This window comes from uncultured Sneathiella sp. (genome assembly GCF_963976355.1).
Classification (GTDB): domain Bacteria; phylum Pseudomonadota; class Alphaproteobacteria; order Sneathiellales; family Sneathiellaceae; genus Sneathiella.
On record NZ_CAXBKA010000004.1, the window covers coordinates 397,337 to 418,078 of the forward strand.

Consider the following 20,742-nt stretch of genomic DNA (forward strand, 5'->3'; position numbering starts at 1 on the left):
ATATCTCCACAGCATAAAAAAAAGCCCCGGACCGGTGCCCGGGGCTTTTGTCTGAGCGAAGCCGCTAGAAACTGCCGGCGCTGCTGGTATCGGCTGAGCCATTCTGGCTTACACCGTTTTTCTTGGGACGTGAACGGCTCCATTTGAGCTGATAGCTACCGTCTTCTTCTTTGACCAATGCCCCCCATATGGCTTTGGAAAGCTCGGGCGTATCGATCATGGTATTGAGATAGGCTTTGCCGGATTTTTTGCCAAATTCATGGCGGGCAAAACCAACTTCAACATCCGTTCCACTCCGGTAGAGCCTGAAGTCCGGGCTGTTGCCAACCTTTTCTTCAATGGGGCGGTATTCGATATCGAAGCTGTTTAGTAGCGTCGTAGCGGTGCCCGAAATGGTGCCGTTTTCGTGTTTTGTAAAAGTTCCAAGGTTCATTGTAGTGCTCCTTTTTTAGTTTGGTGCCGCAGACCATCTGCGGCTTTCCATGGACACCGATCAGAAGATTGGAGGGGACGTGTTCACTGCCCCGCCTTTCGCATAAAAGGGAAGAAAGGCAGGCGGGGCAGGAAAAAAGAATTTTGTTTCGCGATGGAATGACCTCCGGTCATCGGAAAATTCTTTTTGAACCCGTCCCCTCCAATCTTCAGGTTGACCAATTGGAAAGACCGATTTGGACTGCGCTCTAGGATCAAAGGGCAACAGCAATTTTCCTTAAGATATTTTGGAACTTAAAGTGGTTTCTCTAGAAACCCACGAGGATCATGCCCGCCTTCATATGCGAACCTGCCCAGTTGCAGACATGCAGCCAACCTCAAAGGCAACCGGAGAAAGATCAATGAAAATTCGACCCGCCCCAATAAATATAATGGACAGTATTCCACGCGGCATATCGACAAAATATTTGAAAGACCAGCGCATACCGCAAGCACGCTGGCAAACGCAGGAAGCAATAGAAGCCCATAAAGCACTGGAGTATGACCCGAAGAATCCGAACGGTAAGATCTTGATCGGCGCTATCGGCGATAAGCTGATTGGAGTTGCGGAAGATCGGCATATCGGAACGGTTGCAGGCAATCGCTCAGGCAAATCTGTCGGCGTGAAGAATAATCTCTTCTTCTATAATGGCTCAGTTGTCGTCATTGACCTCAAAACCGAACATGCAAACGATACGGCGGAAAGACGCGCGGAGATGGGTCAAGACGTTTTCGTACTCGACCCATATGATCGTGCGCGCGGTAAAGCCCGAAAATACCGCGCAAGATATAATCCGCTTCGCGCGCTGACGCTGGGCGACGTGAGTGTGATCGAAAAAGCCATGCAGATCGTTGACGGGTTGATCGTCACCAGCGGGCAGGAAAAAGATCCTCACTGGAATGAGACAGCGGGCGCAAGTCTGCTGGGATTCATTCTCTATACGGCTTTTGGCACAGACGTACCGGATAAAGAGCGTCATATGGGAACCGTGCGCCGGTTTGTGCGCAATGCACGGCGGCAAGAGCAAACCGAAGACGGCGCTGTTTACGCCTTGCCACGCCGTATTATTGCGGGCATCCAGACACTCTATGATACCGGTCATGAGGATGTTGCCGAAGCCATCGAGTTTAGCGTGCGCGGCCTGTACGAAAAATCACATGAAGAAATGGCAGGCGTGGCATCGACCATGAACCGGCACACGGCTTTTTTAGATTCCATCTCCATAAAGGATGTCCTGAGCGGGCATGATTTTGATTTGCGAGACGTGAAGCGCAAAAAGATGACGATCTATCTTTGTCCGCCCGCGACAAAACTGGATGCGTGCAAGCGCTGGCTAAGAATATTCGTCAACCAGCTCATTGATGCGATGGAAGAGGAAGAAACCGTGCCCGATGCACCGGTTCTGGCTATTCTTGATGAATTCCCAGTGCTGGGCTTCATGCAACAACTCCAAAACGCCATCGGACAAATCGCCTCATTTCATCTGCTCATATGGTGGATTATACAAGATTGGGGGCAAGGAAAATCATTGTATAAAGACCGCTGGGAGAGCTTCACGGCGAATGCGGGTATCTTGCAGTGCTTTGCCAATGTGGATCTGGTCACGACAGAGTATATATCAAAACGGCTCGGCAAAACGCCGGTGCTGGCAACGCGCCAGGGCGATACATCTTTTGATCAAATTGAGAAAGGCATGAGCGGCCAAAGCCAGTCAAAGGAAATGTATGATCTTCTTACGCCCGATGAAGTGGCGCGAGCGTTTGCCCGTTCCGACCCGCTCAAGCGCCAGCTCATCATGCTGGCTGGGCTGCACCCGATGATCATTCAGCGCTGTGAATATTTCGATGAAAGCGCTCCTTATCATCATCACTTCGCCGGAAAATATGAGGTTAAGGTGTAAGGCGGCAATACCGCCTTACACCGCACCAGACTTTACCGCTCGTCTTTCTCGCAAGCATAGGGGCGCAATAATTACAGTTTCCTTGCGCGTTTCATTAAAGTTGACAGGTAATAAGATATTGTTTTTAAACCAATAAACAGATGCTTGTTTCATAGTTTAGAAGAATTCTATATAATATATACTTAACAAGAGAAAGTATAATTAGTGGACAATATAAGTAAGATTTTTATAGCTATTGAAGATGGAGAAGATGAAGTTACCAAAAAATTTCTAGAAGATGATCCTACACTTGCCAATGCCACCAATAGCAGAGGCCAAACTGCGTTTTGGTGGGCTGCGTCTTTCGGACGCACGCCAATCATAAAGCAAATGTTAGAAGAACCGATCAGAGGCATTCTTGATTACCGGAAGAGCGATAATTTACTTCGCACTGCACTTGACGCCGCTGAGGCCTATAACAACTGCGAGATCATTGAGATGTTAAACCCGGTATTTGGTGTTGGCGTCTATACTGCTTATGCGGAAAACGAGGAAGAAGAGGCCGCAGAGTTTGACAGCTCTCCGCCAAAGCCTGAGGAACCGGGTTTTTGATTCAGGTTGGTATGAGAAGCTTTCAATAGACGACAAATCTGGAAGAAATACATTTCTACAGACACCGGCCACGATATGGCGCTGGCAAAACACAATAAAAGCGCCGCCCGGACGATTTCAGGCGGCGCAGATGGTTGGTTCATTGTTATTGTATTGCGGCAGTATCAGCTCAGCTTTGCACTGATACGGTGCAACATATCAAGATAGCGATCAATATTGTCAGGCTGGCGACAGAGCTGAAAGCGGACAAGATTGCCAGCTTCATCCTGTGGAATGGCGGTGAGCCCCAGTACACGCCGTCCCGTATTATCAAAGGCAAAATCATAAGCATCATAGCCTGAAGCCCCACCCTTTTCACCGTCCAGAAAAAACAGAGCGCCTAGATTGGTAGCAAAGGATGCAAAGCCATCGCGCATTGACCAGGAATCCCAACCCATGCTTTTCGAGCGCTGGACAAGTCCTTCGTCATCTTCACCTCTTCGGCGTTGGTATAGTGCGCCGAAAATACGGATGCGGAAATATTGTTCATCAGGGATGAAATGGCACTGCAATACATACTCGCAAAGATCTGCGGCACTCAAAGAAGCTCCTAAAAAAGTGCCGCGAAATGTACTTGCAAGCAGCCTTTGATCGGCATAGCAGTCATATCCCTTGGCCGAAGCAACAAGCGCGGCGGCGTAGGCAGTTTCACTATGATCCAAAAGCGTAACCCGGGGCAGGAAACCATTGCCTTCAACAAACGCCTGCACCGCTTTATAACGATCCGGCTTTGGCATTGTATAAATGCCGCGACCCGTTTCTTTTTGGAGGTAATAATCGATATAACGGCGCAGCCATTCCGAGGACTCTGATTCACCAGACTCATATAAAGGGTTGTTCAACTCCTCGTCGCTGAGCGGGATAATATCGTTCTTGAATCCGAGTAATGTGTCGCGCCTTTCCGGCGCATAGCGGTAATCGCGCCAGTAGTTAGCTTGCGCCGCTGAACGGCGAACTTGTTCTTGATATTTACTCATGTGCTGTCCTCATTTTTGAATATGAAGTCAGCGAGGCCTCGCAAATACTTCGGTTTGGTTGTATTGACCGAAGAAATGATGGCATTAATGTGTAATGTCGAATAGAACAGCATGTGGGCGCCAACGTGTCACTCTGTGGTCACTTCGTCGCAATGTTCATAAAACATCGAACTAATGAGATAGTATTCGAATGCCTCTTCCACACCCCACAAAAAATTTCACGGTAAAAGAGGAATATGACACACGGCGGCGTAGAAATATTTGGTATATAATACAAAATTATAAACGTACTCAGGTATCAGCTCGTAAATTCTCACGTAATATGAAAAGAAGATACTTAGATACATTCGACCGTGGACTAGCGCCTTTAGAGAATGGAAGTGGCGAAATTTCAGTCAGATTAATCGGAGATACGCAGAGGAGAAAATATTACAAATGGTCTGAAAAAGAAGCCATAGAAAAGATAGAAGACCCGTCTTGGCGGTTTCTCGACAGATTCTCGCAACTTATTCTAGGTGATCTGAATCTTGGGGTGGTTCCAGCAATATTCGATTTCTTCAATTCTGAAGATGGCGTCCAGAGCAACACTATCGGTGCCCACTCTAACACATTGTATTTTATTCGGCCCATTGGAGCAGAGGCCGGTCAAAAATCGGGAGTTTTGAAAGTCAGTGAACAGGTAGATAGCCAACATGCAAACGTAATTTTTTGGATGAATACCCAGAGCATCTCAGATGTCGATTTAGCAGAACAGGAGTTTAGAGAAGGCAATAGAAGAAACTATATTCTGTGGAAAGGTCTTATGAAATTCCTGTTACCGCCGAGTAGGACAGTGAACGACGATTATTTGTTTTCGAATCACGACGTGGTTGCAATTTTGCGCGAGTACGGCAGCAATCAACCCGGCTCTTTGATTATTCGAAATCTTGCTGAAATCAAGCCATCGTCGACTCAAATCTGCTTGTTCAAAACACCTCATGCGGAACTCAAATACAAATTTATCTGTTCAGAAATCAGCGATTAATGATGGACGCTGCACTACAGTTATTCGAGGCAATAGAAGCTGATGATATTCGGAGCGCTTCCGAGTTGCTTCGAACATCACCGTCTCTGGCAAATGCCACTAATGAGTACGGGCAAACCGCGTTCTGGCAAGCATCTAGCAGGGGCCGCATCGAGCTTGTCCAGCAAATGTTGAATGATCCTATAGCTTCCATTTTGGAGCCGCACACTCCTGATTGTTGGTCGCGTGATGCTCTAGACGCGGCAGAAGCTTACGGACACAGAGACATTGTTGCCTTGTTGGAACCGGTTTTCGAGGTTGGCATCTATCCGGAGACACCACTTAAGACGGAAACGCTAATGCAGTGTATGTGGCTTGGGGTTGCAAATCTGAAGGATACGATCTGGTATACTTTAGAACCCGACAGACCATCATGGAGGGTTGTTAGCATCGGCTTGACAATACTCGCCGCTACTATGATGCTGGCATTGTGGTATTCTGACTATTTTCCAAAGAATCCGCAGCGATACATTGCACAAAGTATTGAGGAACGACCGATTAACGATGCGGTGCTAAACACAATCGGGGGCAATCGTACCAATTATGTGAAGTTAGAAGACCTGGTTGAACTCATACGCAATGATAGATGGGATGATATAACACTTGAAAAAATTATCGTTGCTCCCGCGCCGGGAAAAATGGACAGATTGACGATTAGGTGCATCATTACTTTGACTAAAGATACTTTTTCAACTCAATGGCAAACATCTGTTTTAAACCCAAGCGCAATTTCACCCCAAGTAGAAACTAATTTCGACGATATGGTTTTTAAGTATAGATCCACAAAAGTAGCTGTAATTAATTATGCCATAAACTTTTGTTTTAATTAGATAATATTCACTTAATTTTACTCAAGTAAATACTTTATGATACCATGGCATATTAGGTATATGTTATGGACAATATTAAAAAAATATTTGAAGCCGTCGAGTCTCAGGATGTTAAGGAATATAAACGTCTTCTGGATGAAGATCCAACGTTGATCAATCAAAGAAATGAACATGAACAAACCGTGTTCTGGCATGCTTGTATCCGCCTTCCCTACGAAACCATCAAACAAACTATTGTTGATGAAAAGATCGGCAGGGTTTTGGACGTGGATCTTTGCGATCGCTGGGGAAGATTCCCTCATGATGCCGCCGAAGCTTATGAACGGGAAGATGTCGTGAAGCTTTTATACAAAGTGGGACGAAAGGATATTGACCCCGGAGAGCCTTAAGCGCGTCTGGTTTTCAAGGTTGGGCTGCCGCAAGGGAGTTGAAGAAGATCAACGAGTTTACGAACGCACGTGAAACAACATTGCAGAAGAGCTAATAAAGGCATTACATTAGCCAAACAAGACAGACAGATCTGTTTTGAGCCACAGTATCTTCGTTTACCCCATTAACAAACGGATAATCACGGCCATTATAAGGCTGGGAAGAGTTTGTGATTAAGGCTTTCACTAGAAGCCCTCTGCAAACAGCCACTTAGGGACGAACTTGTAAGCACCGGAACTAGTGCACTTGTGCTGTTCCGTAACAGGCTTTTCCAACTTGCATAAAGCCCGCGCGTTTTTTTGTAATTTCTTCAAGCACTTTAAAAAAGCGCTTTCAGCTTCCTGAAAACTATTGACGGTTTCCGAGCAAGTAGGAACGTAACCATCAACGTCTCCAGACTTATTGAGTATGATTGCAGCAACGGTATATTCAGCAGGAATGGCAGACATATCAGGTACAAGTGTTGTCGCCTTTTTTTGACTAGGAATTGTAATGAGATACGTTTCATACTCAAAAAATGCTGATAGGGCTTTAGAATGAGCCATTCGTACAAGCAGAGTAGCAATAGAAACCGTATTGTCAGGCAGTATGTTCAGTACGAAGTCTTGTTGTGGCTTAAATTTTTTATGCTCAGCCATCTCAAAGATAATTGTTGAAAACCCATTCCAAGGATTCGTAGCTTGCTCTTTGGAAATTATTTGCTGCTCTGTCCTAATATTGCAGCCTGACAATATGAGAGACAAACAACCCAGCATCAAATAACTCAATATTTTCATATGGCACTTGCGATAGAAATTGGTCCGCATAACTTCAAATATCATCACCGTAGAACAATCATTACAGTTCTGTTTTCTGCTTCAGTATCCTCTTTTGTCTTATCCACAATCGGACGTTCACGGCCATATGACACCGCAGCTATTTGGGATAATTTAACCCCTTGTCTCATGAGATAGCTAGCGACAGCCGTATTTCTGTCTGCCCCAAGCCGCAAAGTAGTCTCACGCGTTGCAAATTCGCCTTCTCTATTCGCTGTACGTCCTTGTAGAAGAATATTTACGCCCGATACTTTTGCAATTCGGCGCGCTAAATTATCCAATTTTTTTTGCGCATTTCTGGATAAGGCTGAGGCGCCCTCCTCAAAAAAAATCTGTTCAAGAAACTCCAACTGAGCTACTTTCTGAATTACGTGTGTCTCCTTCTCTGGCTGAAACGGAGAAGTTCGTATTTTTTGATATTCTGTCTCCATTGAGCGAGTCGCCGAAACATCGCTATATTTTCTACGTTTACTGCAACCCAACTTACCCTCAGATAGATCACTAAACGCTCTCCAAAATACGTCATCCAGGAAAATGTTAACCCGCTTGAGCCGCAACAACCGACCGGCCAATCGTCCAATTGGCTCCAATGTTAGAATGCCGTTTGCGTTTTCATATATATGTTGCCAATGGTCAAGTTTTGCATCGAATCTCATTTCTGCGCCTCCTCCTTGCCTGACGTCAAAGCGCATACTTAGATTGTGTGTTATTGCGACGCTGTCTCCATAGCTCAGCGCAAAGCCATTATACTCTGCCCTTTCAACTTCCTGCTGTCCCAGTGAATTTCCAAATTCGGCGAGAGCATCTGACTTAGCAGCCTTCATGACCACATGTGGCTTGAACCACAGTACCATGGCCACACTATATGATTCATCATCATTTTTTAGGCAGAAAACGTTTGCGGAAATATCAGGAGTGGTATCTTGTGGAGTTTGAAAACCAAATAGTAGTTGCGGCGTTGATTTGCCGTCTCGCCTCCATATTAGAATATCAATTGTGATTGCATTTGCAGCTAACAGCTCGTTCTTTTCCAAATAAAGCATTTCTCCTTTATGTGTTTTGGATGACTTGAGCAGAATATCGGAATTAATTCCCATGCTCTCCAAATGATCTATAATCAGCCCTGAATAATATTGCGTCTTAGCAGTCTCATCTATGAGCCGCAGTTTTTCTGCTTGACGCTCCAGTTTTGGACCAATTTCCCCGGACGCAAATCCGCGTCCATCATAATACTGATGTACGCCAAGGCTTCCCCTCTTAGATGGACCGTTCATCAAGCGGTCAGCGTTGAATAAAGTCAATTGCCTGGAAACCCCGCCAAAAAAGGCGTAGGCGCACGCGCTTTCACATTGCCCTCCGTCCCAGCCTTCCGTCCAGGGATCAACGCTATACGCAGGGTCATCGTTTGATACCATCCGTGCAAGCGCAGTATTGAGATGCATATTGCGGATCATTCGTCCAAGCTCCATGCCCGCTAAAAGATCGCCTCCTTTGCTGTGAAAACCGACCGTTATAATCCCTGCCTTGTGCAAATCGCAGATCCCTTTTTCATTACATTCCTTAGTCAGAAATTCCGAAAACCTGTCTGGTGTGTCTGCAGTGATGACGCCTTCAGCTGCTATCCAGCCCGAGGGACCATCGCCACGACCGAGAACGAGCTGAAAATCCATTTGCAGTAAGTCTGAACTATCATCGCAAGCACCGAGCGACAGGACGGCTATGCCCAACAGTCCAAAGACTGCCATGGTCTTTAAAAACCTCCTCACTACAACCCCCGATAATGTGTTCATCCAATACTGCCTCACATGCACCCGTCTTAATGAAATAAACGCTCCCGAAGTACCCTTAACTTAGCAACTTAAGCACGAGGAAATCAACTCCCCAACTCTGCCATAACGCTTTATACCCGCGCCGTTTCGAGAATTTGTACGAAGCCGGTTGTGTTTTTCGCACGCTGGCGCGGTGAATCGGCCTTGTACCGTTTGGAGCGTACAGCATGAAGAAACAAATCCAATCCCCGTTTGCGGGTGGTCCGCGAACCCAAGAAGATACCGACGAGAACGGCCAGCCGCGCATTACAGTATGGCTTACGGCTCTGACACCTCTACGTGTCAAAATTGCTGACAGGCTGGCAGTTGCGTGCAGTGCATTGACCGTCTGTGCCGTGCCGTATGGCATCTTTAAAATCGGTGAGGCTTCACTATGGCAGTTTGAGACGCAGCAACTTTGGTTGCTCGGCGGAGTACTGATTGCACCTGCAGCTGTCTATTTTGGTGTGAAGCATGGTTTGTACGACGCTTTCAAACACACTGTAAGTGTGGTGTTCACGCCAGAGCATTTCGTTGTGAAGAGCCCGCTTGGCGAGAAGCGTTTTGATCGAAACCAGCCGCATAGTTTCGCACTGTACCCGCACGATAAAACCAAACGTGAAGAAATCGTCCTTTCATACCGTGAAAGCAAATCCGTCCGGCGCTGGTGGCAAGGCGCGCGAAAACGATATTACGGGCGCTCTGGTGTTCTGTCATTCACCTACTTCGATCAACGTAATGATATTCGCACGGTTTTTGGCGCGCAGGATTGCCGGGACTGCCTAACCCGGCTGACGGCATGTAGTCAGGTGATGGACCGCTATGCATTTAAAGGCGCTAAGCAAGCGCTAACGCCTGAAGGTGACTGGTCATCGCAGTCCGGTGATCTGCACTCAGTGTAATATAGGAGAGTTAATATGCCCGAAAAAACCGGATCAAACAAAGCGCCCGATATTGGAAGGGAATTCGAACTTAGTTCAGCCCCGACCAAAGCACTACCGGATTATTCGCTTGGCGGAACGGCCCGCGCAGAAATAGCAAACGTACAAAACCACGAAGCCGTTCTGGATAAGCATGACCAGAAATGGCTACGCGAACGCGATGGACTTTCAAATAGTGCCATGCCCATACCTGAGTTCGATTTAGGCTCAAAAGAACACCGAAACCTGCTCGGTGAATATGAGGAAAGACGCGGTGAGTGGTATCACCAGCAAGCCGCCATAAACATCCACTTTGGAAATCTGAAAAGTGAAATCCGCAAAAACGGTACTACACTTTCATCCTCTTTTGAAAAAGAACGAGGTGTTGAATTCAAGGTCAATGCGCCCGGGGTAAATCGGAAAAGGGAGCGCTAGAGACGCCGCAGCCCAGAGAACTACTGCGACACACCCACGAGGAATCTCTTATTCGGGGCTTGGTATCCAAGATGCATCTGAAATTTTCAGATGCATTTTTTTATTGCATATGAGGTGCCAATATGGACCGGCTTCTTGCTGCTTATCGCAAAGGCGATCTCAAAATTGTCCGAAAAATACTGTTCGTACTCGCCGCAGCTTCTGCACTTTTCACCTATGGCGGCGCCTCTTTGGACGCACTCACTTTTGTTGAAAAAGCGCGTTCAACCGTGTTTGCCATTGCAAGCGGCTGCGCGATTTACCTGATATGGGATTTTGCTATCAATATCGTGCCCGAGCTTTTAGAGCCGTGGAAAAAGGCATTGAGCCTGGTCGTTATCTTGTGCTGGTGCGTCATCTTCTTTTTCCTCAGCAGTTCTTTCAATGCCGCCTGGCTCAAAGGGCGGGATGCGCAGGAGCTTCATCAATCGCGTTACGTCGAGGGTATGGGGGATGTGCTCGATGCAACATTCAAGCGCGCGCTGAGTGTCGAAAGCGTTAGATCTGATTTACGGCTGGAAACTGCGCGCTACAAAACCGCTGCTGAGCAGGAATTCAAGACTGGTCTGTATTCCGGTGAACCTGGCCCCGGCGCGGTCCATAACGCTCTGGGCATAATTCGAGGACGACTTATCAATCTTGAAGACGAAATCGCTGACTTCGTTGAGAGATCGGACACACTAAATGAACAGGCGCGCTACCGGCTCGAAAGAGTTCGTAAAATTGTGACCTCCAACAAGCCGACAGCCAAACGCATGCGTGACATTGAAACGGAATCCGATGCTCTTCGCGCTGATCTGGCCCGGATGGATAGCGGGAACCTCACCGCCTCTATCGCCAGGACGCTAGAATCTCTGCCAGGTGAAGTGGACTTGCAGACGGTGTATTCCAACAATAGGCAAATGGCAAAGCGTCAAAGGCAGGCACTAGATAAGGTCCGCACAGACATAGAGCGTACGAGCAGTAAGCTGCGCGCCTTTATCGACGCATCGAATGCACAGAACGCACCCCGGCTTCCGGCTTTTGAAAAAATGACCGCCGTACAAGCCGTCAAACACCACTGGGAGAGCTTTATCCCCTTTTGGGCGGGCAGCATAGCTTTGGATATTGCCCCGCTGGGCGTTGTGATTTTTCTCATGATCGGCATGTCGGCCAGAAGCCGTGAAGAACTAGCGTGGAATGACATTATGCAGCTAACGCTAGAGGACGTTGCCCGATCAAAGATGGGCAATGAGGCACAACGTCTCATCGGAATTGATTCCGAGAGCGCCAACAGCATCAACCGCAAACTGCTTGGCCGTGAAGCCAGAAAAACTGATGAAGAGGAAGGGGTGTGATGATTATGCGGTTTGCACTGACTGTGAGGGATTTCGGCCTGGATTTACTGGTCGCGATATTCCTACTTTGGGTCATTTTTCTGGTGTTGCTGGATCTCGGCGCGTTTGCTGTGACAGGCGTTAACACACCGACACCAGAGATCGGAGAACCGCCGGTTTCCCATGGCTCTCAATCGGGGTGTGTCACCATCGACGGCATTAAAATCTGCGATTAAAAACAGGAGTTCGAGGTATGACATTTTCCCGCAGAAACTTTCTTATAGGGTGTGGGTGCGCCGCCGTTCTTGGGAGTGACAGACATGCATTCGCGGACGCTGATAATATGTTTTCCGGCAAAATTTGTGCAAAAGGCGGTGAGCCGCGCACCAAGGGTGTCCATAATTACGGCCCCCCTAGCCCCGAGGCAGTGAAGGTCGCCACATGGATTACCGACGTGGTTGGAATACGCCAGAATTTTCGAATTTTGGCCGCTGACTTCAAAGGAAGTATGGAGAAGATGGCAGCATTTGCGACCATTAGAAAAGCTCAGCGATATATCGTTTATGACCGAGCAAACTTTACATGGAAAAATGGACGCACAAACTGGGTCGAAGTCGGGATTATGGGCCATGAAGTCGGTCATCATATTGCCTCTCACGTCTTTGCTGATGAGTATTCCCAGCACGAGCAGGAACTTGAAGCGGATCGATTTTCAGGCTTTGCCATGGCTAAACTGGGGGCGACGCTTGATCAGGCGCTCTCAATGGGTAAGGGGACACGCGCGTCAAGTGCAACCCACCCCTCAGCAGCCCAAAGCAGAATTGCTATCGAGTCAGGCTGGAAGCTTGGGCGGAAAACAAAGCATCCGGAAAATAGTGCATGCAGAAGCGGCTGGCTCAGCAGTGAAAAAGATGTAGACGGCTCCGCCTGCCGTATCGTGCGGAGCTGCAAGGGCAATCAGGAAACGATCCGGCTGGCCTGCAAAGATTATGACGATCGCTGGCGCTGGATACGTTGAGTAGGCGCCGGTTACGCGGCGTTGAGGGTGCCGCTTGTTTTCAGCACTTCTTTATCACTAAGCGTGGAAAAACCACGTCTGTATCTTTGCGGTGCAAACTGTCCACTTTTTCCAAGACTCTTTTTGTATTGCTTACTAATGGTAGTGCCCATCGCTCGCCATTCTTTGTCTCCTCTAATCGAATAACGTTTCGTTCAAAATCCACCTGCCGCCACCGCGCAGTTTAAATCTTGTTCTGATACAGCCGTTGCAACTCGTCAGGCTGAATACACAGGTATTCAAGCGTTTGGGCTTCACTGCTATGCCCGAAAGCCTTGGTCAGCAGTGACAGCGGTTCGTCATGCTGTACCCGTTGCTGATACCCCCACGTTTTACGCAACGTATGGCTACCAAACCGCCCTGCTAATCCCGCCTCTTCACACCAGCGCTTAACAATCTTGTGCAAGCTGCCCGCTACTAGCGCCCTCCTCGTCTTGTGTGACCAGAACAGCGGCGCACCGGCTTGTAAATTTGGATGAGCCGCAATGCAACGCTGCACGGCTTCAATTGCATATGCGTTGAGCGTTACCCTGCGGTATTTTTCCGTTTTCGGCTCCCGAAGCGCAAAGGAATCTCCCTCACGCAATTCAGCAACGTCACCGACTTTGATCAGTACCAGTTCGCTTGCCCGAAAAGCCGTATTGATACCGAACACAAATAGCCCCCAATTACGCGGACTGTACTCCAGCATGGATTTGATCCGCTTAATGTCGGCGGGGTCAAAAATCGGCTCGATTTTACCAGACGGGCCTTTCGCTGAACGATTGAGGCTACATGAAGTCTCTGATTTCATTGTAAAACACCGAACCCAAATGCCAACTTTTACGCAGAAATTAGGATGCGGTGAAAAACCATTAACTATCAGAGGTTTCCCCATCGCCGAGTACAAATGTAATGTTTCATAATCTTTATGGAACTTCAAGTTAAATAACTATAAATATAATAACCCTAATTTCTGCGTAAAAGCTAGCATTACCACATATATGTAAAGTACCAAAGTAAGTAAAACTTGTAATTTGACTATAGTAATGCTATACATATCGCATAAAAATAAAGGGTGTGTTCGCCTCACATATAAGTTATGGGCTGAACACAATGGAATTAAGCGCATTAAGAAAGAATTTGTTGAATAAATTTGCCGGTGCCGCGATGATGGGCATAGCGGCGATTTCGCCTGTCACCATGATGGGTACGGCTCATGCAGGTGAAACGCAACCAGCTCAAACGTCCTCGAAACCTCGCACATCGCTCACAGAAGAACAACTGCTCCAAACAGCATCCTATACAGGGATAGAAATTCTTAGAGACGCAGATCGTCCGGCGATAAAGTGGGCGAAAGAAAATCCCGGTATAGCCGTTTCTGTATATCTAGGGCAAGAATCACCAATAACGCCAGATCAACTTATGTCGGCGTTAACTCAAGATATTAACGGAGAGGGCGTAGAGGACGTTTCTTTCTTCTTTGAGCAGCATGACGCGCCTGGAACGGCATTAAGATATAGATATGGGTATGCTGCTAAGGGGCCATTTAACCTTAATACTGCTAGACCAGAGGCCCGCAAAACTGCCCAAAATTATCTGTGGCTGCAAAGGAATCCTCAATTTTCCCTTATTAACGAAAACTAAGAATTCATAAAATCGACAGATACAGTAGAAGCGCCCGCGCCAAGGGTGTCAGGATCATTTGTATCGTGCGTTTCTAAACCTGCGGTTTGCTCTTCTTCCAAGGTTTCACCTGCCTGACCTGTGCGGGCCGCGGTTCCACTTTGATTGTATTCTTGGATTAGTCGCTGACGCTCTTCGTCAGAAATCGATGGGTCGGAAAGATTCTGCTCTAGCTTTTGGAGCCTTTCACGGTCAAATTTAACCTGTGCCCACTCTGAGGCCCGTGGGTCATCTTTATATTCTTCTTTTATAGAGCCGTCCTCATTAAGCATTTCTTTCATGAGAGTATCTTCAAGCCTTTCTCGGTAATCCTCCATAGACTCACCGGCCTCGCGCTGCGGAATATCGTCTGGATCAAGTATCTCAAGGGCGAATTGCTCACGCCAATCTTCACCGAATGTTTCTGCGTAGCTCTCTTCTGTTTGCTCCATTACAATATCAAGGTCAGCAAGTTGTCTATGAATACCGTCCATCAACGCTATGTGCATGACCATATCAAACATCTTGGAGGTTTTACCTTCAGACATACGTTTCAACATCTGTTTGTTGAAATTCTGGAAGGCGCTCGCGCTCTTGAACTGATAACCTGCTACAGAGCCGCCCAATTGCCCCATCTGCAGGGCATTTTCTTTAAAAGCCGCGTCCTTGCTGAACATACGTGCAATTTCAATGTCTGAAATAGCCTCACCGGCCGCCTTAGAAAGACTGCCAGATTCTATACCTGCTGCTGCTCTTGTGTACTTATCTGCCTCGCCTACCACAATATTCCCCTATTCATACGCCTGAAGTTTTTTTGACTTACTTGTACAAAAATTAGCTTGGGACAAGTGTAACAATTCAAGGTTAAACCGCTGTAAAGTTTGGATAAAGCTTTAATAAAATTGTATCTATTAGGGTTTTGTTAGACATTCGATTTCACCGCGAATAGCCGAAGTATTTTGGCTATTCAGAATCTAGTTTGTCAGGCAGCGAGGCCAGCAGATTTACGGTGAAATTGAACAGCTTGGCTTCAGCCGAAAGAGTCTGAGTGTTTTTCCACGCGTTTATGACTTCAACACTCAGACCGGTCGGCGGATACTCAGCGATCCTCATCAGCTCAGACGACCCGATACCTGTGCGCTCAAACTGCTGCTGAAGCCTACGCCGCAGATGCGGGGTGATCTTGATGTAATCATCTTGCCACGGGCGATACGGTGCCTTCGATTTGAGCGGTGGTTCAATCACGCCGCGCCTTATTGGTGCAGCCTGAGGCTGGGCATTAGGAAGTTCGGTCAGGATCGCCATTACCTTTGTCCATGTGGATGCCGGAACGCTTTTAAATGTCCTAGACTTCCAAATGCTAAGCACATTAACCGTCAATCGTTTCCCCTCACCGGTGCAGGCCCGCGCCAATGCGCTCAGCGTAATACCAGTTCGATCTAGCTCCCGAAGAAAGTTCGCATGCATCTTTTTAGTTAGAGGAACATTGCACTCTTTTCGCTTGGGTTTCGCACGGACATACGGCTTAGCGCCAGGCGAGGTGGGTGTGTCGTCGGTAATCGGAATCCGTTTCATAGGCCCAGACTAAGGTTTGATCTCTTGGCCCGCTAATGTCGAGGCCGTAAGCGACCAAATTATCTGTGGAAATCTCGGCCATTTCGAAATTTTATAATATAATTTTGAAGAGCGAAGCACCTACTTTCTACTAATCTGCACTTTTGATTTTCGCCAGGGCGAAACCCTAAACGATGAACAAATCATAGAGTCTGTCAAATATTACAGCACTTTCTTGATGCATCCAAAAGGCATCGCGACAGAGATAGGTGTACATGAAGAAACGCTGCGGCGTCGTTTTCGGGAAGTGTAATAAGCAGGACTAGACGAGCTTTTTTGTAAACCGTTGTAAATGGATGTTCGGGATAGGCGATTTTGCCAATTCTGCTGTCGCTAGCCAAATCGCTAGCCAAACCAGTTTTCTGTTTCAAAACCCTCTGAAAATGGTCGGAGTGGAGAGATTCGAACTCCCGACCCACTGCTCCCAAATCAATATTTACAACTTATTATAGTATAATATGTTTCAACATGATATGATTATAAGTATTACTCAGTATTAGTTACAGCAAAAGAAAGCATCCCATATTGAACCATGTTGTTTCATTAAATAACCCCTCAATCGCTAGCCAAATCGCTAGCCAAAAAAGGGAGGAAACTTCCTTTACGGACAAGACCATAAAGTATCTAAAGCCATCAGACAAACGTAGAATAGTTTGGTCAACAGGTAATAGCGGACTTGGCCTAAGAATAAGCCCCAATGGTCGAAAAACATTTATTTATATGTACAAGTTTGAAACAAGAGATCGCATGATCTCCTTAGGTGTGTATCCAAAAATGAAACTTTCCCGAGCATTGGAGAAGTACGCAGAGTTTATGGGCCTTGTGGAGCGCGGGATTGATCCGGGCGATCAACATGTCGACGACCATACAAGAACCAGGCAAGCCCCAACAGTAAAACAGCTTGCCAACAGCTATATCAAGAAATACGCCAAGATTAATAAGAAGACATGGGCAGAAGACGAACGGATTTTGGAGCTGGATATAATTCCCCAATTGGGAGCAATGAAAGCATCCACAGTAACCAAGAAACATATCATTGCACGTATTGATGAAATCGTTGCCAGAGGTGCCCCTGTGTCTGCCAACAGGACTCTCGGCGTTGTCAAAGCAATGTTCCGGTGGGCTGTTGATCGGGACCTTTTGACGGCTTCACCCTGTGATGGTGTGAAAAGGCCGTATAAAGAAAAACCCAAAGACAGGTTTTTAAGGCTCGACGAGGTTAAAACCTTTTGGACCCGTTTACCAGAGGCCCCCATGCATGGACACACTCAACTGGCGTTGAAACTCTTACTCGTGACTATGCAACGTTCTAACGAAGTACTCGGGATCAATATCAAAGAGTTTGATCTGGTCGCCGAGACGTGGATTATCCCATCCGAGCGAGCAAAGAACAATCAGCCGCATTTGGTTCCCCTATCCCCTCCAGCCATTGAAATAATAAAGGAACTGCTTCCAGATGCTACGGATGACGGTTTCCTATTCCCCGGGCGTTGGGATAATACGCTCATGTCCGAGACAGCCTTATCACACGCAGTCAGGGATAATCTTGTATTATTGGGATTAGAGAAGTTTACGCCTCATGATTTAAGGCGCACTGGCTCAACTTTACTTGGGGCTTTCCGCGTCTCTAGGTTTGACCGTGAGAGAGTACTCAACCATGCAGATAGCAGTATTGGCGCAGTATACGATATCTATGATTACGAAGACGAGAAGCGTGCAGCGCTGAACCTATGGGCGGACATTATCCTCAATTGCGCTGAGTCGGACGGCGGCGTGAACGAAAAGGCTTTGAAAGCCAAACTCAAATATCGGGACTATTTTGAAGACTAACCCAACCGGTGGGATCGGCCAGCCAGTCTTTAACGTCGCGGATACGGTATCCAACCCGTCCATCTGAGATTTCTTCAGGTTCGGGAAATTCTCCGGCCAACCGTTTGCGATGTATAGCCGTCCTGCTCAGGCTTGTAGCCGTGATAACCGCTTTCTCATTCATAAAAGCATTGAGCTTTAGCAGAAGCTCCGGGCTGGGTTGTCGTATGGACTTATCAGTATCATTCTCCATCATCACCACTCCTTCATAAATATTTTATATCTCATAATCCCGGGCCGCCGATCTGTAAGGACCACCGCTATGAAGTGTTTTGATTTCCGTTCCCAATGGATCGCGGCAAAGCACTTCATCCCCAAAGCCATTCGTCGGTGTCACATAAATTGTAATGTCGCGGACATACCGGACTGCAAAGCGGTCTTCCATTTGTTGGGTTTGCTCGAATATCGCCTGACGTAGTGCTGGGATCGTCATTTCTCCTGTGATTTTTATCTTCATCCAGCCTCCCATGACATGGCTTAACTATATATTTACATAATACAACCTTAAGTATTAATAATTACTTTAAAATACCCTAAAAGTTCACTGCAAAGTACGCTGCTTTGCAGCAATCAGCGCGGCTTTCCGTCAACCGATCCCACTTCTACTTCCAGATGAGTGTTGAGCGCTCCTATGCTTCGCGTGATCCAGTACTTTCCAATGTTTCTTGCGTCGGCAGTGTGCCCGCCCGCGTCCTATCGAGCTGCCTTTTCGTGCTTCTCAGGCATGGGGTGGTGAAAGCAGAAAAGGACCCGATGTTTGGGGCTTACGCCGAAAAAAGGAAACGAAAAATGACCAGGATCATCACAATGTATGAACTTCAAAATCTCACTCATAGCGAGCTAAATGTCTTGCAGCGCAAAACCCGCGATGAGCTTACACGCAGCGTCCCCGGCTCCGCCGAACGGCGCAACGCACTTGCAAGTCTTGAAAATATTACCCGCGCGGTAAATAGCCGCGTAATGAATCCTACTTTCAAATAGCTGTGTTTCAGACCTTCCAAATACCCTTGCCTTTTCACGGCGAGGGTTGCGCGAGGATTAAATTTTTCATGCGCTGCAATGCTGCTCTCCATGAAAAAACAGCGTGCAAATGAATCTCAAACAGCCCCGAATAATGATCCGCTTTCGGTCCATGATCCGGCGCTGAATAAGGTGGTAAAATATTTTGCCGAGTGGTTGGCAGAACGCGACTTTGCCCGTATAGTTGAGAACGAAGATAGAACATCTTATGACGATACAAGGCGAAGGAACCGCCCATGAATACCGTTGCGATCTATGCCCGTTACTCAACGGACATGCAGCGCGAAGCCTCCATTGAAGACCAGATACGCTTATGCACGGAGCGCGCAGAGAAAGAAGGCTGGCAGGTTGCAGGCGGCTATAGCGATCACGGCATTTCCGGTGCAAGCCTGTTGCGCCCAGGTGTGCAAGGGCTTCTCTCCGATGCACGAGCGCGTAAATTCGATATTGTGCTCGCAGAATCCATAGACCGCCTCTCTCGCGATCAGGAAGACATTGCTCATATCTATAAGCGCCTGAGCTTTGAAGATATTCGCATTGTCACGCTTTCCGAAGGCGAAGTGAATGAACTGCATATCGGCCTTAAGGGGACGATGGGCGCGCTTTTCCTTAAAGACTTAGCTGACAAGACACGCCGGGGCATGCGGGGCCGCGTAGAGGCCGGTAAAAGCGGCGGCGGCAATGCGTATGGCTATGATGTTGTGCGCAGAGTTGATGCAAACGGAGAAGCTGTGCGCGGTGATCGAACGATCAATGAAGTTGAAGCTGGAGTAGTCCGGCGCATCTTCAATGAGTATGCCGCTGGTAAATCGCCGCGCGCCCTTGCTCATATGTTGAACAATGATAAAATCCCTGGCCCCTCGGGTAAAGGTTGGGGGCCAAGCACGATCAACGGCAACCGTCATCGCGGCACTGGAATTCTCAATAACGAGATTTATGTCGGGCGGCTGGTCTGGAATCGTCTGCGCTATATCAAAGACCCTGAAACCGGCAAGCGGGTTTCGCGCCTGAATGATAAGAGTGAATGGGTCATCCATGATTTACCGGAGCTTCGAATTATTGATCAGGATCTATGGGATCAGGTCAAAGCGCGTCAGGGTGCGCTTAAAGCCTGTATTACAGGTCAGAACAGCCCCGGCATGTGGGACTGCCGCCGCCCGCGTTATTTGTTCTCTGGCCTGATGAAATGCGGTGTATGCGGCGACGGCGCTATACAAGTCAACTCGGAGCGGATCGGCTGCGCTGCTGCGCGCAACAAAGGCACCTGCGATAACCTGCTGACCATACGCCGAGAAGATCTTGAGGCATTGGTGCTGGATGGCCTTGGAAAACATATGATGGACCCGGCCCTGACTGAAGTCTTTTGCCAGCATTATGCGCAGACAATGAACCGGCTGGTGGCTGAGCATAACGCCACGTTTCATACCAAGCGTATTGAGTTGGATAAAATTGAGCGTGATCTGGACAAGCTGGTGCAGGCCATTCTCGATGGTGTACCGGGTAATCAGGTCAAATCCAAAATGAACGAGCTGGAAAGCCGCAAGGAACTTTTACAGCGTCAGCTTCTTGATGTGAAAGAAATGCCGGTGCTGCTGCATCCCAATATGGCAGGCTATTACCGAGAGAAAATTGAGCAGCTACGCGAAGCCTTAAGTGATGAGACTATGCGCGAGCGGGCTGTTGAGGTTGTCCGCTCCCTCATTGACCGGATCGAGCTAACACCCATTGGCGAAGAGGGTAAAAAAATCCCTTCAATCAGCTTGCAAGGACGGCTTGCGGGCATTCTTGCGCTTGCCACGGACACACAAAAGCCGCCCCTAAAGGACGGCTTTGATGACGAGTCTGTCAAGTTGGTTGCGGGGGTAGGATTTGAACCTACGACCTTCAGGTTATGAGCCTGACGA

23 protein-coding genes are annotated in these 20,742 nt (G+C 47.7%); 14 read left to right on the top strand and 9 right to left on the bottom strand.

Annotated features, from left to right (window positions below; all coding sequences use genetic code 11):
- Positions 1–64: 64 nt before the first annotated feature.
- Positions 65–433, bottom strand: coding sequence for a DUF736 family protein (locus AAC599_RS12115; protein ID WP_340150658.1), 369 nt, complete (start codon positions 431–433; stop codon positions 65–67).
- 400 nt (positions 434–833) lie between these two features.
- Between AAC599_RS12115 and AAC599_RS12120 the strand changes: the two genes are divergently transcribed.
- Positions 834–2,372, top strand: a complete 1,539-nt coding sequence (locus tag AAC599_RS12120) for a type IV secretory system conjugative DNA transfer family protein (RefSeq protein ID WP_340150659.1) — start codon at positions 834–836, stop codon at positions 2,370–2,372.
- Positions 2,373–2,576: 204 nt separating this feature from the next.
- On the top strand, positions 2,577–2,963 hold the full coding sequence (locus AAC599_RS12125) for an ankyrin repeat domain-containing protein (RefSeq protein WP_340150660.1): 387 nt from the start codon (positions 2,577–2,579) through the stop codon (positions 2,961–2,963).
- Between the two features lie 164 nt (positions 2,964–3,127).
- Here AAC599_RS12125 and AAC599_RS12130 read toward each other — a convergent pair whose 3' ends face one another.
- Positions 3,128–3,979 carry a hypothetical protein gene (locus AAC599_RS12130; protein WP_340150661.1) on the bottom strand — a complete coding sequence of 284 codons (852 nt, stop codon included), beginning with the start codon at positions 3,977–3,979 and terminating at the stop codon, positions 3,128–3,130.
- Positions 3,980–4,169: 190 nt separating this feature from the next.
- Between AAC599_RS12130 and AAC599_RS12135 the strand changes: the two genes are divergently transcribed.
- The 3 genes from AAC599_RS12135 (at position 4,170) to AAC599_RS12145 (ending at position 6,261) form a co-directional block, all read left to right on the top strand.
- Positions 4,170–5,003, top strand: coding sequence for a hypothetical protein (locus AAC599_RS12135; RefSeq protein WP_340150662.1), 834 nt, complete (start codon positions 4,170–4,172; stop codon positions 5,001–5,003).
- Entirely contained in the window at positions 5,003–5,872 is an 870-nt protein-coding gene (locus tag AAC599_RS12140; RefSeq protein ID WP_340150663.1) for a hypothetical protein, read from the top strand. The genes AAC599_RS12135 and AAC599_RS12140 overlap by 1 nt, the downstream gene beginning before the upstream one ends.
- Positions 5,873–5,937: 65 nt before the next feature.
- A complete protein-coding gene (locus tag AAC599_RS12145; RefSeq protein ID WP_340150664.1) occupies positions 5,938–6,261 on the top strand; it encodes a hypothetical protein in 324 nt (107 codons plus the stop codon).
- Between the two features lie 225 nt (positions 6,262–6,486).
- Here the strand turns inward: AAC599_RS12145 and AAC599_RS12150 are convergent, their stop codons facing one another.
- Together AAC599_RS12150 and AAC599_RS12155 are read right to left on the bottom strand one after the other, a co-directional pair.
- Positions 6,487–7,077, bottom strand: coding sequence for a hypothetical protein (locus AAC599_RS12150; RefSeq protein WP_340150665.1), 591 nt, complete (start codon positions 7,075–7,077; stop codon positions 6,487–6,489).
- Between the two features lie 44 nt (positions 7,078–7,121).
- Positions 7,122–8,861, bottom strand: a complete 1,740-nt coding sequence (locus AAC599_RS12155) for an OmpA family protein (RefSeq protein WP_340150666.1) — start codon at positions 8,859–8,861, stop codon at positions 7,122–7,124.
- Between the two features lie 251 nt (positions 8,862–9,112).
- Between AAC599_RS12155 and AAC599_RS12160 the strand changes: the two genes are divergently transcribed.
- The 5 genes from AAC599_RS12160 (at position 9,113) to AAC599_RS12180 (ending at position 12,652) form a co-directional block, all read left to right on the top strand.
- Positions 9,113–9,826: a hypothetical protein gene (locus AAC599_RS12160; protein ID WP_340150667.1), complete on the top strand. Its 714-nt coding sequence runs from the start codon at positions 9,113–9,115 to the stop codon at positions 9,824–9,826.
- 15 nt (positions 9,827–9,841) lie between these two features.
- On the top strand, positions 9,842–10,279 hold the full coding sequence (locus tag AAC599_RS12165) for a hypothetical protein (protein ID WP_340150668.1): 438 nt from the start codon (positions 9,842–9,844) through the stop codon (positions 10,277–10,279).
- A 122-nt stretch (positions 10,280–10,401) separates the two neighbouring features.
- On the top strand, positions 10,402–11,655 hold the full coding sequence (locus AAC599_RS12170; protein ID WP_340150669.1) for a hypothetical protein: 1,254 nt from the start codon (positions 10,402–10,404) through the stop codon (positions 11,653–11,655).
- Entirely contained in the window at positions 11,655–11,870 is a 216-nt protein-coding gene (locus AAC599_RS12175) for a hypothetical protein (protein ID WP_340150670.1), read from the top strand. Before AAC599_RS12170 ends, AAC599_RS12175 begins: the two co-directional genes overlap by 1 nt.
- 17 nt (positions 11,871–11,887) lie before the next feature.
- On the top strand, positions 11,888–12,652 hold the full coding sequence (locus AAC599_RS12180; RefSeq protein ID WP_340150671.1) for a hypothetical protein: 765 nt from the start codon (positions 11,888–11,890) through the stop codon (positions 12,650–12,652).
- Positions 12,653–12,875: 223 nt separating this feature from the next.
- Here the strand turns inward: AAC599_RS12180 and AAC599_RS12185 are convergent, their stop codons facing one another.
- Positions 12,876–13,484, bottom strand: a complete 609-nt coding sequence (locus AAC599_RS12185; RefSeq protein ID WP_340150672.1) for a tyrosine-type recombinase/integrase — start codon at positions 13,482–13,484, stop codon at positions 12,876–12,878.
- Between the two features lie 302 nt (positions 13,485–13,786).
- Between AAC599_RS12185 and AAC599_RS12190 the strand changes: the two genes are divergently transcribed.
- On the top strand, positions 13,787–14,317 hold the full coding sequence (locus AAC599_RS12190) for a hypothetical protein (RefSeq protein ID WP_340150673.1): 531 nt from the start codon (positions 13,787–13,789) through the stop codon (positions 14,315–14,317).
- On the opposite strand, the gene AAC599_RS12195 is transcribed toward AAC599_RS12190, so the two are convergent.
- On the bottom strand, positions 14,314–15,117 hold the full coding sequence (locus AAC599_RS12195) for a hypothetical protein (protein ID WP_340150674.1): 804 nt from the start codon (positions 15,115–15,117) through the stop codon (positions 14,314–14,316). The genes AAC599_RS12190 and AAC599_RS12195 overlap by 4 nt on opposite strands.
- Before the next feature lie 181 nt (positions 15,118–15,298).
- Positions 15,299–15,640: a hypothetical protein gene (locus tag AAC599_RS12200; RefSeq protein ID WP_340150675.1), complete on the bottom strand. Its 342-nt coding sequence runs from the start codon at positions 15,638–15,640 to the stop codon at positions 15,299–15,301.
- 834 nt (positions 15,641–16,474) lie between these two features.
- On the opposite strand from AAC599_RS12200, the gene AAC599_RS12205 reads away from it, so the two are divergent.
- Complete coding sequence (locus tag AAC599_RS12205) at positions 16,475–17,779, top strand: tyrosine-type recombinase/integrase (protein ID WP_340150676.1); 1,305 nt, start codon at positions 16,475–16,477, stop codon at positions 17,777–17,779.
- On the opposite strand, the gene AAC599_RS12210 is transcribed toward AAC599_RS12205, so the two are convergent.
- Both AAC599_RS12210 and AAC599_RS12215 read right to left on the bottom strand, forming a co-directional pair.
- The gene (locus tag AAC599_RS12210) at positions 17,751–18,014 is read right to left on the bottom strand and encodes an AlpA family phage regulatory protein (protein WP_340150677.1); all 264 of its coding nucleotides are present in this window, start codon (positions 18,012–18,014) and stop codon (positions 17,751–17,753) included. The genes AAC599_RS12205 and AAC599_RS12210 overlap by 29 nt on opposite strands.
- Before the next feature lie 21 nt (positions 18,015–18,035).
- On the bottom strand, positions 18,036–18,275 hold the full coding sequence (locus AAC599_RS12215) for a hypothetical protein (RefSeq protein WP_340150678.1): 240 nt from the start codon (positions 18,273–18,275) through the stop codon (positions 18,036–18,038).
- Between the two features lie 275 nt (positions 18,276–18,550).
- On the opposite strand from AAC599_RS12215, the gene AAC599_RS12220 reads away from it, so the two are divergent.
- Both AAC599_RS12220 and AAC599_RS12225 read left to right on the top strand, forming a co-directional pair.
- Entirely contained in the window at positions 18,551–18,799 is a 249-nt protein-coding gene (locus AAC599_RS12220; protein WP_340150679.1) for a hypothetical protein, read from the top strand.
- Between the two features lie 275 nt (positions 18,800–19,074).
- Complete coding sequence (locus tag AAC599_RS12225) at positions 19,075–20,733, top strand: recombinase family protein (RefSeq protein ID WP_340150680.1); 1,659 nt, start codon at positions 19,075–19,077, stop codon at positions 20,731–20,733.
- Positions 20,734–20,742 lie beyond the last annotated feature (9 nt).